This window comes from Apilactobacillus kunkeei (assembly GCF_001308195.1).
GTDB lineage: Bacteria > Bacillota > Bacilli > Lactobacillales > Lactobacillaceae > Apilactobacillus > Apilactobacillus kunkeei_C.
Genome location: NZ_JXDF01000017.1, coordinates 189,739 through 204,347, shown reverse-complemented (window position 1 = coordinate 204,347; position 14,609 = coordinate 189,739). Strand labels below are relative to the sequence as shown.

The 14,609-nt window shown below is 36.6% G+C and carries 14 protein-coding genes; 12 read left to right on the top strand and 2 right to left on the bottom strand.

Features of this window, described 5'->3' with window-relative positions:
- The first annotated feature begins 20 nt into the window (after positions 1 to 20).
- From RZ78_RS04160 to RZ78_RS04150, 3 genes are read left to right on the top strand one after another with little or no spacing between them, the layout of a single operon-like run.
- Positions 21 to 2,249 carry a RelA/SpoT family protein gene (locus RZ78_RS04160; protein ID WP_054608214.1) on the top strand — a complete coding sequence of 743 codons (2,229 nt, stop codon included), beginning with the start codon at positions 21 to 23 and terminating at the stop codon, positions 2,247 to 2,249.
- Between the two features lie 10 nt (positions 2,250 to 2,259).
- Positions 2,260 to 2,706 carry a D-aminoacyl-tRNA deacylase gene (gene dtd / locus RZ78_RS04155; RefSeq protein ID WP_054608213.1) on the top strand — a complete coding sequence of 149 codons (447 nt, stop codon included), beginning with the start codon at positions 2,260 to 2,262 and terminating at the stop codon, positions 2,704 to 2,706.
- A gap of 42 nt (positions 2,707 to 2,748) precedes the next feature.
- Entirely contained in the window at positions 2,749 to 3,378 is a 630-nt protein-coding gene (locus RZ78_RS04150) for an HAD-IA family hydrolase (protein ID WP_054608212.1), read from the top strand.
- On the opposite strand, the gene RZ78_RS04145 is transcribed toward RZ78_RS04150, so the two are convergent.
- Positions 3,375 to 4,223: a fructosamine kinase family protein gene (locus tag RZ78_RS04145; RefSeq protein ID WP_054608211.1), complete on the bottom strand. Its 849-nt coding sequence runs from the start codon at positions 4,221 to 4,223 to the stop codon at positions 3,375 to 3,377. The genes RZ78_RS04150 and RZ78_RS04145 overlap by 4 nt on opposite strands.
- A gap of 348 nt (positions 4,224 to 4,571) precedes the next feature.
- Between RZ78_RS04145 and hisS the strand changes: the two genes are divergently transcribed.
- From hisS to RZ78_RS04110, 7 genes are all read left to right on the top strand, one after another.
- Positions 4,572 to 5,861 carry a histidine--tRNA ligase gene (gene hisS / locus RZ78_RS04140; protein WP_054608210.1) on the top strand — a complete coding sequence of 430 codons (1,290 nt, stop codon included), beginning with the start codon at positions 4,572 to 4,574 and terminating at the stop codon, positions 5,859 to 5,861.
- 23 nt (positions 5,862 to 5,884) lie between these two features.
- Positions 5,885 to 7,666, top strand: coding sequence for an aspartate--tRNA ligase (aspS, locus tag RZ78_RS04135; protein ID WP_054608209.1), 1,782 nt, complete (start codon positions 5,885 to 5,887; stop codon positions 7,664 to 7,666).
- Positions 7,667 to 7,756: 90 nt separating this feature from the next.
- On the top strand, positions 7,757 to 8,635 hold the full coding sequence (locus tag RZ78_RS04130; protein WP_034530752.1) for a YitT family protein: 879 nt from the start codon (positions 7,757 to 7,759) through the stop codon (positions 8,633 to 8,635).
- Between the two features lie 65 nt (positions 8,636 to 8,700).
- A complete protein-coding gene (locus RZ78_RS04125) occupies positions 8,701 to 9,867 on the top strand; it encodes a CDP-glycerol glycerophosphotransferase family protein (protein ID WP_191978839.1) in 1,167 nt (388 codons plus the stop codon).
- A 16-nt stretch (positions 9,868 to 9,883) separates the two neighbouring features.
- Positions 9,884 to 10,693 (top strand): ABC transporter permease, encoded by an 810-nt coding sequence (locus RZ78_RS04120; protein WP_034530755.1) that lies wholly within the window; start codon positions 9,884 to 9,886, stop codon positions 10,691 to 10,693.
- Between the two features lie 38 nt (positions 10,694 to 10,731).
- Positions 10,732 to 11,946: a CDP-glycerol glycerophosphotransferase family protein gene (locus RZ78_RS04115; RefSeq protein ID WP_054608288.1), complete on the top strand. Its 1,215-nt coding sequence runs from the start codon at positions 10,732 to 10,734 to the stop codon at positions 11,944 to 11,946.
- Positions 11,936 to 12,841: a deoxyribonuclease IV gene (locus tag RZ78_RS04110; protein ID WP_081006899.1), complete on the top strand. Its 906-nt coding sequence runs from the start codon at positions 11,936 to 11,938 to the stop codon at positions 12,839 to 12,841. Before RZ78_RS04115 ends, RZ78_RS04110 begins: the two co-directional genes overlap by 11 nt.
- 30 nt (positions 12,842 to 12,871) lie before the next feature.
- On the opposite strand, the gene RZ78_RS04105 is transcribed toward RZ78_RS04110, so the two are convergent.
- Entirely contained in the window at positions 12,872 to 13,684 is an 813-nt protein-coding gene (locus RZ78_RS04105; RefSeq protein WP_054608208.1) for a pyruvate, water dikinase regulatory protein, read from the bottom strand.
- Between the two features lie 177 nt (positions 13,685 to 13,861).
- Between RZ78_RS04105 and rpsU the strand changes: the two genes are divergently transcribed.
- Both rpsU and RZ78_RS04095 read left to right on the top strand, forming a co-directional pair.
- A complete protein-coding gene (rpsU, locus tag RZ78_RS04100) occupies positions 13,862 to 14,056 on the top strand; it encodes a 30S ribosomal protein S21 (protein WP_034530758.1) in 195 nt (64 codons plus the stop codon).
- Positions 14,057 to 14,136: 80 nt separating this feature from the next.
- Entirely contained in the window at positions 14,137 to 14,580 is a 444-nt protein-coding gene (locus RZ78_RS04095; protein WP_054608207.1) for a GatB/YqeY domain-containing protein, read from the top strand.
- The last annotated feature ends 29 nt before the right edge of the window (positions 14,581 to 14,609 follow it).

Sequence of the window (14,609 nt, the reverse complement as noted above, 5' to 3'; positions counted from 1 at the left end):
ATTGGAAGAAGGTTTTGGAAATGTCTGAACATAAGATTTGGTCTAAAGAAGACTTATTTAAAGAAATTTCCAGTTACATGAATGAACAACATGTAGGAATTGTTAAAAAAGCATACGAATTTGCGTCAATTTGTCATAAAGACCAATTTAGACAATCCGGAGAACCTTATATTGTTCATCCAATTCAAGTAGCTAGTATTCTAGCAACATTAAAAATGGACCCAGAAACCGTTAGTGCGGGCCTATTGCACGATGTTGTTGAAGATACCGGAGCAGAATTATCAGATATCGCTGAATTATTCGGTAACGATATCGAACTAATTGTAGATGGAGTTACCAAGCTTGGTAAGATTAAGTACAAATCGAACCAAGAACAATTGGCCGAAAACCACCGTAAGCTATTATTAGCAATGTGTAAGGATATTCGTGTCATGATTGTTAAATTGGCTGACCGTTTGCATAACATGCGTACACTAAAGCATTTAAAACCAGAAAAGCAACGTCGTATTTCTAATGAAACATTGGAAATTTACGCACCACTTGCCGATCGTTTGGGGATTGGGACAATTAAGTGGGAACTAGAAGATATCTCACTTAGATACCTTAACCCACAACAATATTACCGCATTGTTCACTTAATGAACTCTAAGCGAGACGAACGTGTTTCATATATTAATGAAGCCGTTAAAGAAGTGAACCAACAAGTTAAACAAATGGGGCTTAAGAATGTGGAAGTCTATGGTAGACCTAAGCACTTATACTCCGTATACCACAAGATGGTTATTAAGAAGAAACAATTCGAACAAATCTATGACTTATTGGCCGTTAGATGCATTGTTGATTCCATCAAGGACTGTTATGCAGTCCTAGGTGCTATTCATACTAAGTGGTCACCAATGCCGGGTCGTTTTAAGGACTACATTGCGATGCCTAAGGCTAATATGTACCAATCCTTGCATACCACTGTTGTTGGACCTGGTGGACGTCCATTGGAAGTTCAAATCAGAACCAAGGAAATGCATCAAATCGCTGAATATGGGGTTGCTGCTCACTGGGCTTACAAAGAAGGAGCCACAGATGAAGTTAAGGAATCTTCAGACAATAATCGTTTGAACTGGTTTAAGCGCATTATTGAACTACAAGAAGATACCGATAGTGCTTCTGATTTTATGGATGGCGTAAAGGGTGACCTATTTGGTGATCACGTGTATGCATTCACTCCACAAGGGGATGTTTTGGAATTGCCAAAGGGTGCCGGTCCACTGGATATGGCATACTTAATTCATACTGATATTGGTAATCACACAGTTGGTTCCCGTGTTAACGGTAAAATCGAACCATTGGATTACCAAATCCAAACCGGTGATATCGTTGAAATCATGACCTCATCCAGTTCTGCTGGACCTAGCCAAGACTGGATTAGCTTGGTATCGACAAGTCGTGCTAAGCACAAGATTCGTCAATACTTCAAGACTCGCGATCGTGAAAAAAACGTCAACGCCGGAAGAGAAATCTTGACCAAAGCGGTTAAGGATGCCGGTTATGATGTTAATGAAATCATGACCAAAGAACATCTTGAAGATGCAATCAAGGGAACATATTACAACCAAGTTAATGATATGTTTGCTGAAATCGGGTTTGGTAATAAACAACCAAACGGAATTGTTAATATTCTAACCGCCAGCATCAGAGATGAAGCTGAAAAGAAGAGAATTGAACAACAACAAAAAGATATTTTGGAAAACCACCAAACAATTGAAAAGACAACCGACGAGGTCAACAAGACTAATAAGAACAAGAAACCTTCTGATGGAATTGTAATCGAAGGTGTTGACAACCTATTAGTTCGACTAAGTCACTGTTGTTCACCTGTTCCTGGTGATGAAGTGGTTGGATACATCACTAAAGGACGTGGGGTATCTGTTCACCGTAAAGACTGTCCAAACATCAACGATAACGACGAACGTTTGGTAAGCGTTACTTGGAACATCGCTTCAGATAATCATGCTTCATTCAGTGCTAACATCGAAGTGCAAGGATACAACCGTAATAACTTGTTAAATGATGTTATCAAGAAGGTCAGCACCATTTGCAAACAAATCAATTCAATTGAAGGAAAAGTGGATCACGATAAGACTGCCGTTATTTCATTGAAGGTAGGTGTTCGTAATCTAGAACAATTGGATATGATTATTGACCACTTGAAGAATATTCCTGATGTTTACGTAGTAAAAAGACCATTTATGTAAGGAGCTAATTATGCGAGTTGTACTTCAAAGAGTCAGTCATGCGAGCGTATCAATTGATAACGAACCAGTTGGTAAAATTAACCAAGGTTACTTGCTATTAGTTGGTATTAAAGATGGCGACACCAAAGACGATATTGATTATTTAGTGCGAAAGATTAGTAACTTACGCATTTTCGCTGACGAAGACGGTAAGACTAACTTGAGCTTACAATCAATTAATGGTGAAATATTATCAGTATCCCAATTTACTTTGTATGCTGATACCAAGAAGGGTAATCGTCCTTCATTCACCAAGGCGGGCAAACCAGATTTTGCATCTGATATGTATGACCAGTTTAACCAAGCTTTAAGGGATGCTGGTAATCATGTTGAAACTGGACGTTTTGGCGCAGACATGCAAGTTGATTTGCAAAACGACGGTCCGTTTACAATTATTTTTGATACAGAAAACAAATAAAAAGAGCTTGTGAAAGCTCTTTTTTAATTAGGGGAGAAAGACATGGATTTAATTTGGGATTTTGATGGAACAATTATGGATACATATCCAATTATGGTAGAAGCATTTGTTGATGCCTTAATTGATATGAGAATTGACGAGTTTGAAATTGACGATTATGAAATCAATCAGGTGATGCGTCGCCACTCACTAGCCACATGTGTGCAAAAGTACGCTGCTCATTTCAATATTGATGCAGACACAATTAATGACAAGTATCGCCAATACGAAAAACAAAATGTCAAAGACGCCAACATCTTTATGAATGTAGATAAGGTGTTAGCGCAAAATGTCGACGATGGCGGGAGAAACTTTTTACTAACTCACCGTGATGATGATTCCATTGCAATGTTGGCAGATGCCGGATTAAAGGATTACTTCACCGAAATGGTGACAAAAAATCAGGCTTTCAAGAGAAAACCTGATCCAGAAGCGGCTAATTATTTAATTAAAAATAATGATATTAATCGTGATGATTGCATGTTCATGGGTGACAGAAAGCTAGACGTTGACGCCGCTCATAATGCTGGAATCAAAGCCTGTTTATTTGATCCAGATGGAATGATTAATTCCACTGGGAACCCCGAAATGACAATCAACAACTATTATGATTTCTTACATCGTAATGACTAGTATTGGCTTAGAATACTCTTTACTTCTAATCCATATCCGCCACCAAACATGACGTAGTGGGCAAGTAGGTAGAAGAATTGATAGTATTGAATTCTTCTCTTCCATCCGGTGTCTAGTGGATAGGTATCGTTGTAACCTTCGTAGAAGTCGGCATTGAAGCCACCAAATACGGTAGTCACACCAATGTCGAATTCACGGTCACCATAGTATACATCCGGGTCAATCAAGATTGGATTGCCGTCTTCTAGAAATGAGAAGTTCCCACTCCATAGGTCACCATGAAGAAGGGATGCATCACTATGATGGATATCCATATCCTTTTTGAAAGATTCTTTTAGATTATCGAAGTGGTTTAAATCTTCTTTGGAAATTTCACGGCTTTTAATGGCCATATCCATTAAAGGATTCAAACGTTGTTTGATGAAGAAGTCGGTCCAATTATCTTGCCATGTGTTCGTCTTTGGCACACGACCTAGTTTAAAGTCCTTGTCTAGACCAAAACGGTCATTGTGGTGCTTATGAACGTTAGCCAACATTTGACCTAATTGATATTGATCACCAAATGGTGATAGGTTCATCCATTTTTGAATTAGAAAGCCATCACCATCAATTTCACCATAGTCAATAATGGTTGGAACGGTCGCGTATTGACCAATCAGTTTGATTCCTTCGACTTCGTGTTCGAAGAATTCCTTTCCTTTATTGGGTTGGACTTTCATAAAGTATTTTTTGTTATCAGCAATGATTTCATATGAATCATTGATATCACCACCCGAGACAGGGGTTAGTTTAGTTACGTTTTTAATTGGTAATTGTTCAAGCCAATCTTGTGTTAATTGCTTCATATATATCACCTCGATTCCATTCTACAATGGATTTAGAATGAAGCAAAATATGTGAGTTCTTGACTTTTTAAGTAAATTACATTAATCTAAAACATGAATAGAATACTCGCTGATGAAAAAAGAAGAGTACGGAATTTTCTTAGGTATAAGAGAGCGTTAGTTTGGTGAAATAACGACGAAAGAAATCCTGGAAAGACACTTTTGAGGCTAATGGCTAAGCCATTCGTAATTATACGTTACATAAGAGTTAAAAAAAGGTGGTACCGTGCTTTTTGCGCCCTTGTCTAAATGATTTTATTTAGACAGGGGCTTTTTTATTCAGTTATTAAAGTTTGCGGAGGGATTATCATGCGATATCAACGTCCAAAAGGAACCGCAGATATTTTGCCAGGAACTTCTGAAAAATGGCAATTTGTTGAAGAAACAGCTAGAAAGTTGTTTGCGGCTTATCGTTATCAAGAAATAAGAACACCAATGTTTGAAAGCTTCGATGTTTTCTCAAGAACATCAGGAGAAACTTCAGATATTGTTACAAAAGAAATGTATGACTTTCACGATAAGGGAGATCGTCATATTACATTAAGACCAGAAGGAACTGCTGGGGTAGTTAGAGCGTTTGTTGAAAATAAACTATACGGTCCAGACACACCTAAGCCAGTTAAGATGTATTACATGGGACCTATGTTTAGATACGAACGTCCTCAATCTGGTCGTCAACGTCAATTCCACCAAATCGGTGTTGAAGCATTCGGTAGTGAATCACCAGAATTAGATGTTGAAGTTATTTCAATGGCCGTTAACTACCTACAAAATCTAGGAATTGATGACTTAAGAGTGGCTATTAACACTTTAGGTGATAAGCAAACTCGTGCTGACTACCGTCAAGCATTGATTGACTACTTGGAACCACACTTTGAAGAACTAAGTGATGATTCTAAGGAACGTCTACACAAGAATCCATTACGTGTTCTAGATAGTAAGGCACCAGAAGACCAACTAATCGTTGATGGTGCTCCATCAATTCTAGATTACCTAACTGATGATGCTCAAAAGCATTTCGATAAGGTAACTAGACTATTGGATGATTTAGGCATCAAATACGATGTTGATCACACTATGGTTCGTGGATTGGACTACTACAACCACACAATCTTTGAAATCATGGCCAACGCTAAGGAATTAGGTGAAGGCTACACTACAATTTGTGCCGGTGGTAGATACGATGGCTTAGTTGAAGAACTAGGTGGTCCTCAAATGCCAGGTGTTGGATTTGGTCTAGGGGTAGAAAGATTACTACTACTTATGGATTCAAAGAACTTCCAATTCCCAGATACATTTGGTTTAGACGCCTATGTAGTTGGAATTGGTGACGATGCTAGTGTTGAAGCACTTAAGGTTGTTCAAGCTTTAAGAAAGCAAGACTTTAAGGCTGATAAAGATTACTTAGCACGTAAGCCAAAGGCACAATTCAAGAGTGCCGATAAGCTTGATGCTAAGTTTACCTTAACATTAGGTGATAAAGAACTAGAATCAAGCACCATTCATGTTAAGAACATGGCTGATGGAAACGAAGTTACTGTAGATATTAATGAAGTAAAAGATAACTTTGCAGAATTAATTTCAAAGAACTTTAAATAAAGAATAAGATTAGGAGAGATATTATGAACCGAACAACTTATTGTGGTTTAGTAGACGAAAGCTACTTAAACCAAGAAGTATGCTTAGACGGATGGGTTGCCAAACGTCGTGACTTAGGTAAATTAATCTTCGTTGACTTAAGAGACCGTAAAGGAATTGTCCAACTAGTATTTAGTGACAAGAACAGTGCTGATGCATTGGCAATCGCTGATCAATTAAGAAATGAATATGTAATCGAAGTAAAGGGAACTGTAGTTGCCAGAAGTGAAAAGGAAGTTAACCCAGACATTAACACTGGTAAGATTGAAATTGCTGTTTCAGAAGTAAAAATCTTAAATAAGTCTGAAAACCCTCCATTCGATATTAAGGACAACATCACAGCTTCAGAAGAAACTAAGTTGAAGTACAGATACTTAGACTTAAGACGTCCAGAAGTACAACGTGGAATTATCTTAAGAAGTAAGATTACTCAAGCAGTTCACGAATACTTTAACAACAATGGCTTTATCGACATTGAAACTCCTAACTTAACAGTTTCAACTCCAGAAGGTGCTCGTGATTACCTTGTTCCTTCAAGACTTTACCATGGTTCATTCTACGCACTACCACAATCACCACAATTATTTAAGCAATTATTGATGGGTTCAGGTTTTGACCGTTACTACCAAATTGCTCGTTGTTTCCGTGATGAAGACCTACGTGGTGACAGACAACCAGAATTTACCCAAATCGATATGGAAACTTCATTCTTAAATGCTGAAGATATCCAAGACCTAACTGAAGGTTTAATCGTTAAGGTAATGAAGGATACTTTAAACATCGATATCAAGGCTCCATTCAAGCGCATTACTTGGCAAGAATCAATGGATCGCTTTGGTACCGACCAACCAGATGTTAGATTTGGTATGGAGCTAAAGGATCTATCAGACATAGTTAAAGATGTTAACTTCAAGGTATTTAGTGGCGCAATCGAAAACGGCGGTAAGGTAAAAGCAATTGCCGTTCCTGGCGGTGCTGACAAGTACTCAAGAAAAGACATTGATAAGTATGCTGAATACGTAGAAAGATTTGGTGCCAAGGGCCTTGCTTGGATGAAGGTTACTGATGATGGTTTAACTGGACCAATCGCTAAGTTCTTTGATGACCAAAATGTTGTTGACCAAATGCTTGCAGCTACTGAAGCTAAGTCAGGCGACTTATTACTATTCGCTGCTGACAGAGACAAGGTTGTTGCTGACACATTAGGGTACCTAAGATGTGCAATCGCTAAGGAACAAGACATGATTCCATCTGACGTCTTTGACTTCTTATGGGTTGTTGACTGGCCATTATTTGACTACGACGAAGGTATCGACAGATGGGTTCCAGCTCACCATCCATTCACAATGCCTAACGAAGGTGATGAACATTACCTAAACGACGGCGAAGATCCTCACAAGGCTCACGCTCAAAGTTACGACATTATCTTGAATGGTCTTGAACTTGGTGGTGGATCAATCCGTATCCATACTAAGGAACTACAATTAAAGATGTTAAAGGCCTTAGGCTTTACTAGAGAAAGTGCCCAAGAACAATTTGGTTACTTCCTAGACGCCTTAGACTACGGTTTCCCACCTCATGGTGGTTTAGCTATCGGTTTAGACCGTTTTGCTAGATTATTAGCACAAACTGAAAACATTAGAGATGTTATTGCATTCCCTAAGAATTCAAAGGCTACTGAACCAATGACTAACGCTCCAGCACCTGTTTCTATGAAACAATTAGATGACTTAGGACTAGAAGCTGAAGACGAACCAGAAGCTTAATAATAAAGAAAGACTTCCATTATGGAAGTCTTTTTTTAATCCGTATTTATGTTATACTATTTTCATATTAAATGAGAGGTTATGAAACTTATGGACGATGTTCAAAGGATTTTAAGACGACATCAATACTTAGCGAAAGCATCAACTGCTTTTATGTACGGAATCATGGTATCAATTGCCATGAATTTTTTCTGGACACCAGGTAAAATCTACTCATCTGGATTCACTGGTTTATCACAGTTGATTAATACTTTATCCGGGAGATTTTTACCATTCTCCATTTCTCCTTCGATTGGTTTATTTGTATTAAATATTCCATTTTTTATACTGGCCTGGAAACAAATCGGTCATCAATTTACTTGCTTTACCATCTTAACTGTCTTTCTAGCCAGTTTTATGATTAAGTCATTGCATCCGGTGTATTTAACCAATGATCCAATGATTTGTGCCATCTTTGGTGGTGTAGTTAATGGTTTTGGAACTGGGATGAGTTTGAAAAACGAGATTTCTACAGGTGGATTGGACATTTTAGGAATCGTTATCAGAAGAAAGACGGGGAGGAGTATTGGAACGATTAACATTGCTTTCAATATCTTCATTATTACCGCGGCTGGATTTACGTATGGATGGCCATATGCATTCTACTCAGCAATTGGTATCGTGGTAAATGCTAAGGCAATCGACTTTGCCTACACCCGTCAACAAAGAATGCAGGTGTTGGTTGTAACCGATCATCCAAAGACGGTGATTGATAGTATTCAAAACCACATTCCACGTGGAATTACCATCATTCACGGTGCTGAGGGTGCGTACAAGCATGATGAAAAAACAATTCTATTTACGACCATTTCAAGATATGAACTATCTGAGTTACAGGAAGCTTTAGATGAATCGGATGAACACGCATTTGCAAGTGTGACTGAAGCATCTACTATTATGGGGCATTTCTATGAACACAAGGTTGAATAGTTAAATGTAATAATTTTTATACATTAAGTGTGATATAATACTGGATTGTGTGATAGTTTTTAAATATGGTGGGATCTGTTTTGAAGGTTATGTATATATTTTTAATTAAGATAGTATCTTTACTATTTTATTTCAGAAAAAAAGAGAATGTAATTTACATAATGAGCTTTGATAATAATCTTGGATTAATTAAATCGATGGCTCGTCGATTGCCAAAAAATAAAAGGCTATATGTATATTATGAATCATCAAGCGAAGCAGCTGCGACTGATTTAGCTGCATATGGAATTAAGACCGTCTTATTTAGGGATGGTTTCAAATTAATATTTGATTTAATTCCAAAGATAATGGCAAGTAACGTTGTCTTTTGTGACAATTACTTTCCATTCATGGGGGGCATTGCCCATCCAAAGGATTTAAAGGTTGTTCAATTATGGCATGCCAACGGAGCAATTAAGAAGTTTGGCTGGGAAGATGCTTCTACTAAGGATAGAAGTGCTTCCGACAAACGTCGTTTTCAAAAGGTTTATAACAGCTTTGATGAATACGTTGTTGCTTCCGAAACAATGGGGCATGTGTTTGAGAACAGTTATCATGTTTCCTTTGATAAAATGAAGATGATTGGTTATCCAAGATCTGATAGATTATTTAAGGAAAAATGGCAGAATATTGCCAGAAGACGTGTTTATAGTTTTGCTCCCCAATTAAAGGACAAACGAGTAATCCTATACGCACCAACATATCGTGATGAGGGAAGGTCATTTAATCCACCTAAGGGTGTTATTAAGGCCTTATCAAATGATCCTAATGCAATGGTAGTCGTAAAACTACACCCACTTCTAAAGGACTTAGAAGAAAAATTGCAAAAGGAATCAAAGAATCCAAACGTGATGTTTTCAAATCAATTATCAACCACAGATTTGTTGGCTGTAACTGATACCTTGGTAACTGACTATTCATCAGTTGCTTTTGATTATTCACTACTGCCTAATGCACATTCTCTATTGTTCTTTATGTTTGATTTAGACCAATATAAACAAAATCCAGGGATTCAAGATGATTTATTGAATTGGTTACCTACAAACCCAATTACATCCTTGGATGATTTAAGAAAAGCAATTAGTGAAGATAAACAAACAGATTTTACCAATTTCAATCACCATTGGAACAAGTACAATGATGGTTTTGCAACAAGTCGAGTAATCGACAGATATATTAAAACTTTAAAGTAAAGGAAGTGTGATCGACTTGAAGGAAGTCATTACATTAATCAAAGAGCAAATTCAAAATTTACCAATAATGTTTAGAGTCTCAAAGTACCAAGATAAGTCAGATTATCAAAGTCATTATCTAGGTATTGTTTGGGCATACCTATACCCAATTATTCAAATCTTAATTTACTGGTTAGTATTCGGTGTTGGTTTGAAGAAGGGTACATCTGGAAGTGTTGATTACCTAACTTGGATGGTTATCGGTATCACACCATGGTTCTACATGAACAGTGTTACTTTAGATGCTTCAAAGAGTATCTACCAACAAGTTGGTATGGTTTCAAAAATGAAGTTCCCAGTTAGTGTTCTACCATCAATTAAGATTCTAACTAACTTAAGTTCATTCTGGGCTATGCTAGCATGTTCAATTATCTTAGGTTACCTAAAGGGTGGAGTACTACCTAACCTATACTGGATTCAATGGCTATACTACTTCTTTGCAATGATTTGTTGGCTATTAGCATTCGGTATTTTCAACTCAACTGTAACAATTCTTGTTCGTGATTACCGTATCTTCTTACAATCAATCATGAGAGTATTGTTCTACATGTCTGGAGTTCTATTTAACTTTGAAACAAATGCTTTCCCAGCATTCTTTGTAAGATTCTTACAATTGAACCCATTCTTCTACATTGTTTCTGGATTTAGAGAATCAATGTTAGGTGAAGCTTGGTTCTGGCAAAAACCAATGTTGATGTTAATCTTCTGGCTAACAGTGCTATTCTTCCTATTGGTTGGTTCACATCTACACTACAAGTTCAGAGCTCGTTTCGTGGATTACATTTAGTTAAAAGTTAAAAGGATTGAAATTGTCGTATGATGAAATTGAAGAAAAAAGTAATTAGATTTATTAAGAAGTCAATTCGTCGCGTATTGATTATGCTTAATAATGTTTTGATTACTTTACCAGTAAAGAAGAATTTAGTTGTTTTTGAAAGTTTTCAGGGTAAGGATATCAATGATAACCCGGCAGCTATTTACGAAAAATGGATTGAAAAGTATCCAGAAGATAAATCAAAAGCATACTTTACTGTTAGAAAGGCTCAATATAATACTTTCAAGGAATTATATCCTAATATTAAGATGGTCAGAAAGTTCATGCCTAAATGGGTATGGGTGATGGCCAGAGCTAACTTCTGGGTATTTAATTCTAGAACACCAAAATGGTGGAATAAGAATAAGGGTACTGTATACATGCAAACATGGCATGGTACTCCTTTGAAAAAACTAGGTACTGATATCGAAAACGTTATGATGCCAGGTACTAATACTGAAAAGTACAAGCAAAACTTTACTAATGAAGCCCATCGTTGGGATTACTTAATTGCACCAAATCAATACTCTAAGGATATCTTTGCTAGAGCATTTGATTTTAATAACCACTTCTTAGATATTGGATACCCAAGAAATGACGTCTTATACTATGGTGACAATCAAGATAACATTAGTAGACTTAAGAAAAAATACCTTGGTAGAGATGATTTAAACGTAATCACCTATGCACCAACTTGGCGTGATGATAATTACAAACGTAAGGGTGTTTACAACTTTGAATTGCCATTTAGTTTAAAGACTTTCTTTGAACAAGTTGACGACAACACTGTATTAATTATCAGACCACATTACCTTGTAAAAGACTTCATTGATATTAATGGCTTTGAAGACCGTGTTTACATCATGGTTGAAGAAGACATCAGTGATTTATACCTAATGTCTGATCTATTAATCACAGACTACTCATCAGTAATGTTTGACTATGCTAACTTGAAACGACCAATGTTGTTCTATGCATATGATTTAAAACATTATGAAGATGATATTCGTGGTTTCTACTTTGACTACAGAACAGAATTACCTGGACCTGTTGTTGAAGTTGAAGATGATTTTTACAAGCAAATTGATGCATTTAACAAGGAAAAGAAGTATTCTGATTACGATAAGAAGTATGAAGAATTCTATGAAAAGTACTGTGGATGGGAATCTGCAGACTCTTCAGAAAAATTTGTTGATGAAATGAGGATGATTAGTAATGACAAGTAAGCTTTTAATCGGATCTCACGTTAGCATGAATGGCTCAACCATGTTTTTGGGTTCTGCTAAAGAAGCTGACAGCTATGGTGAAAATGCATTTATGGTTTACACTGGTGCTCCTCAAAACACCAGAAGAAAGCCAATTGATGAATTAAGAGCCGAAGACGGTAAGGAATACATGAAAGAACATGGTATTTTGGAAACCGTTGTTCATGCTCCATACATCATTAATTTAGGAAATGTTACCAAGCCACAAAACTTTAAGTTTGGTGTTGATTTCTTACACGAAGAAGTTAAACGTGCTGAAGCCATTGGAGCAACACAAATTGTGTTACATCCTGGTTCTCATGTTGGTGAAGGTGCAGATAAAGCAATTGCTCAAATTGCCAAAGGTTTAAACGAAGTCATTGAACCAGATCAAAAGGTTCAAATTGCTTTGGAAACCATGGCAGGTAAGGGAACAGAAGTTGGTCGTACCTTCGAAGAAATTGCTCAAATCATTGATGGTGTTAAGGATAACGATAAAGTATCCGTTACTTTTGACACTTGTCATACTAATGATGCTGGTTACAACGTTAAAGAAGACGTTGACGGCGTTTTAAATGAATTTGACCATGTAATTGGTTTAGATCGATTAAAAGTTGTTCATTTAAATGATTCTAAGAATGATTTCGGTAGTCACAAGGATAGACACGAAATTATCGGTCTGGGAACAATCGGGTTCGATGCTTTGAACTACATTGCTCACCACGAATCTTTAGTTGATGTTCCAAAGATTATGGAAACACCAGCTGTTGCTGTTGAAGGAACCAAGAAGAAGTTGTCTCCACATTACTTCGAAGTTAAAATGTTAAAGGAACAACAATTCAATAACAATTTGATGGATGATATTTTAAATCAATAAAAATAAAAAAGAGCTGTTAAGCTCTTTTTTTTATTGGTATGAATCTAAATCAAGACTTTCCATAATTACGGTAGCAGTTTCTTCGATTGATTTATCGTGGACGTCGATAATGAGACAACCCAGTTTATGGTATAAGTTGTTAGCATATTCTAATTCTTCGTCAATGTTCTTTGAGTTTGAATATGGTGTATCTTCATCGATACCATATGATGCCATTCTGGCTTTTCTAATTTTTTGAATATCTTTAGTTACGCTGGTAAGACCAATAATCTTCTTTGGATCTACATCAAAGACTTCTTTAGGTAATTGGATGGTAGGACCAATTGGTACGTTTGAAACCTTCACTTGCTTGTTTGCAAGGTAAAGTGATAGCGGTGTCTTTGATGTTCGAGAAATTCCTAGGATCACGACATCTGCTTTTGTTAGGTTTTGAGGATTGCTTCCATCATCATTTTCAACGGAAAATTCCATCGCTTCAATGCGCTTAAAGTAGTCGTCATTTAAGTCATGAACAAGACCGCTGACACGTTCAGGGTTAAAACCTAATTGGTTACTAATGGCCTTCATGGGTTTTTGAACACAGTCAACGTTTTGTAAATTATTGGCCATTGCAAAATCTTCAATTAGTTTACTTAAATCGGCGTTCACTAGGGTATGAAAAATGACAGCTTCTTTTTGTTTAGCAATTTTTAAGATACCACTTAACATTGATTCGGTAGTGATAAATGGGTATCGTTCGTATGAAATATCAGCACTTTCAAATTGTGCACCAGCGGTTTTAGCTACTTGCATCGCTGTTTCACCACTAGAATCTGAGATGGCAAAGATATTAATATGTTTCATCAAAATCACTCCTTTTTTTACGACTTTATTATATCTAAAAAACTGTCATAAAAGTAGTTTTAAATTGAAATGTAATATTGACGTTATAAATATTGTTTTGTATAATTATTAAGAACAGTTTTAATAAATAAAAAAAGTAACTGTTGTATTTCGAGCTCGGAGGGAGGGAATTTTCATATGTCAAAAACAGTCGTTCGTAAAAACGAATCTCTTGATGATGCTCTTCGTCGTTTCAAACGTACAGTTTCCAAGAACGGTACTTTACGTGAATACCGTAAACGAGAATTCTACGAAAAACCAAGTGTTAAACGTAAATTAAAATCTGAAGCAGCAAGAAAGCGCAACAACAAGAAAAAAAGCCGTCGCTTTTAATTACTAAAAACGTTCCTGTTATTTCAGGGACGTTTTTTTTGCTAAAACTAAGATGAATATTTTGAAAGAGGGAAACTATAATGAGTATCGCTACAAGTCTTAATGAAGATCTTAAAAATGCAATGAAGGAACACAACAAAACTGCTTTGAACGTTATTCGTTCTCTAAAATCAGCCCTAACTAACGAAAAAGTTGCTTTAGGTCATGATTTAAGTGATGACGAAGAACTAACTGTTATCAGTCGTGAAGTTAAGCAAGTTAAGGAATCTATTGCTGAATTCAAAGATGGTGGTAGAGATGATTTAGTTGCCGAACAAGAAGAACAATTGGCTGTGCTAAGCAAGTACGCTCCAAAACAAATGTCAAAAGAAGAAATTGACAAGGTAGTTGAAGAAACTATCAGTGAAGTTGGTGCTTCAGCAATGTCTGATTTTGGTAAAGTAATGGGTGCTATCATGCCTAAGGTTAAGGGTAAAGCTGACGGAAACGAAGTTAACCAATCTGTAAAAGCTCAATTAAGCTAATTATTTATAAAGTATGATCGTGTTATGCC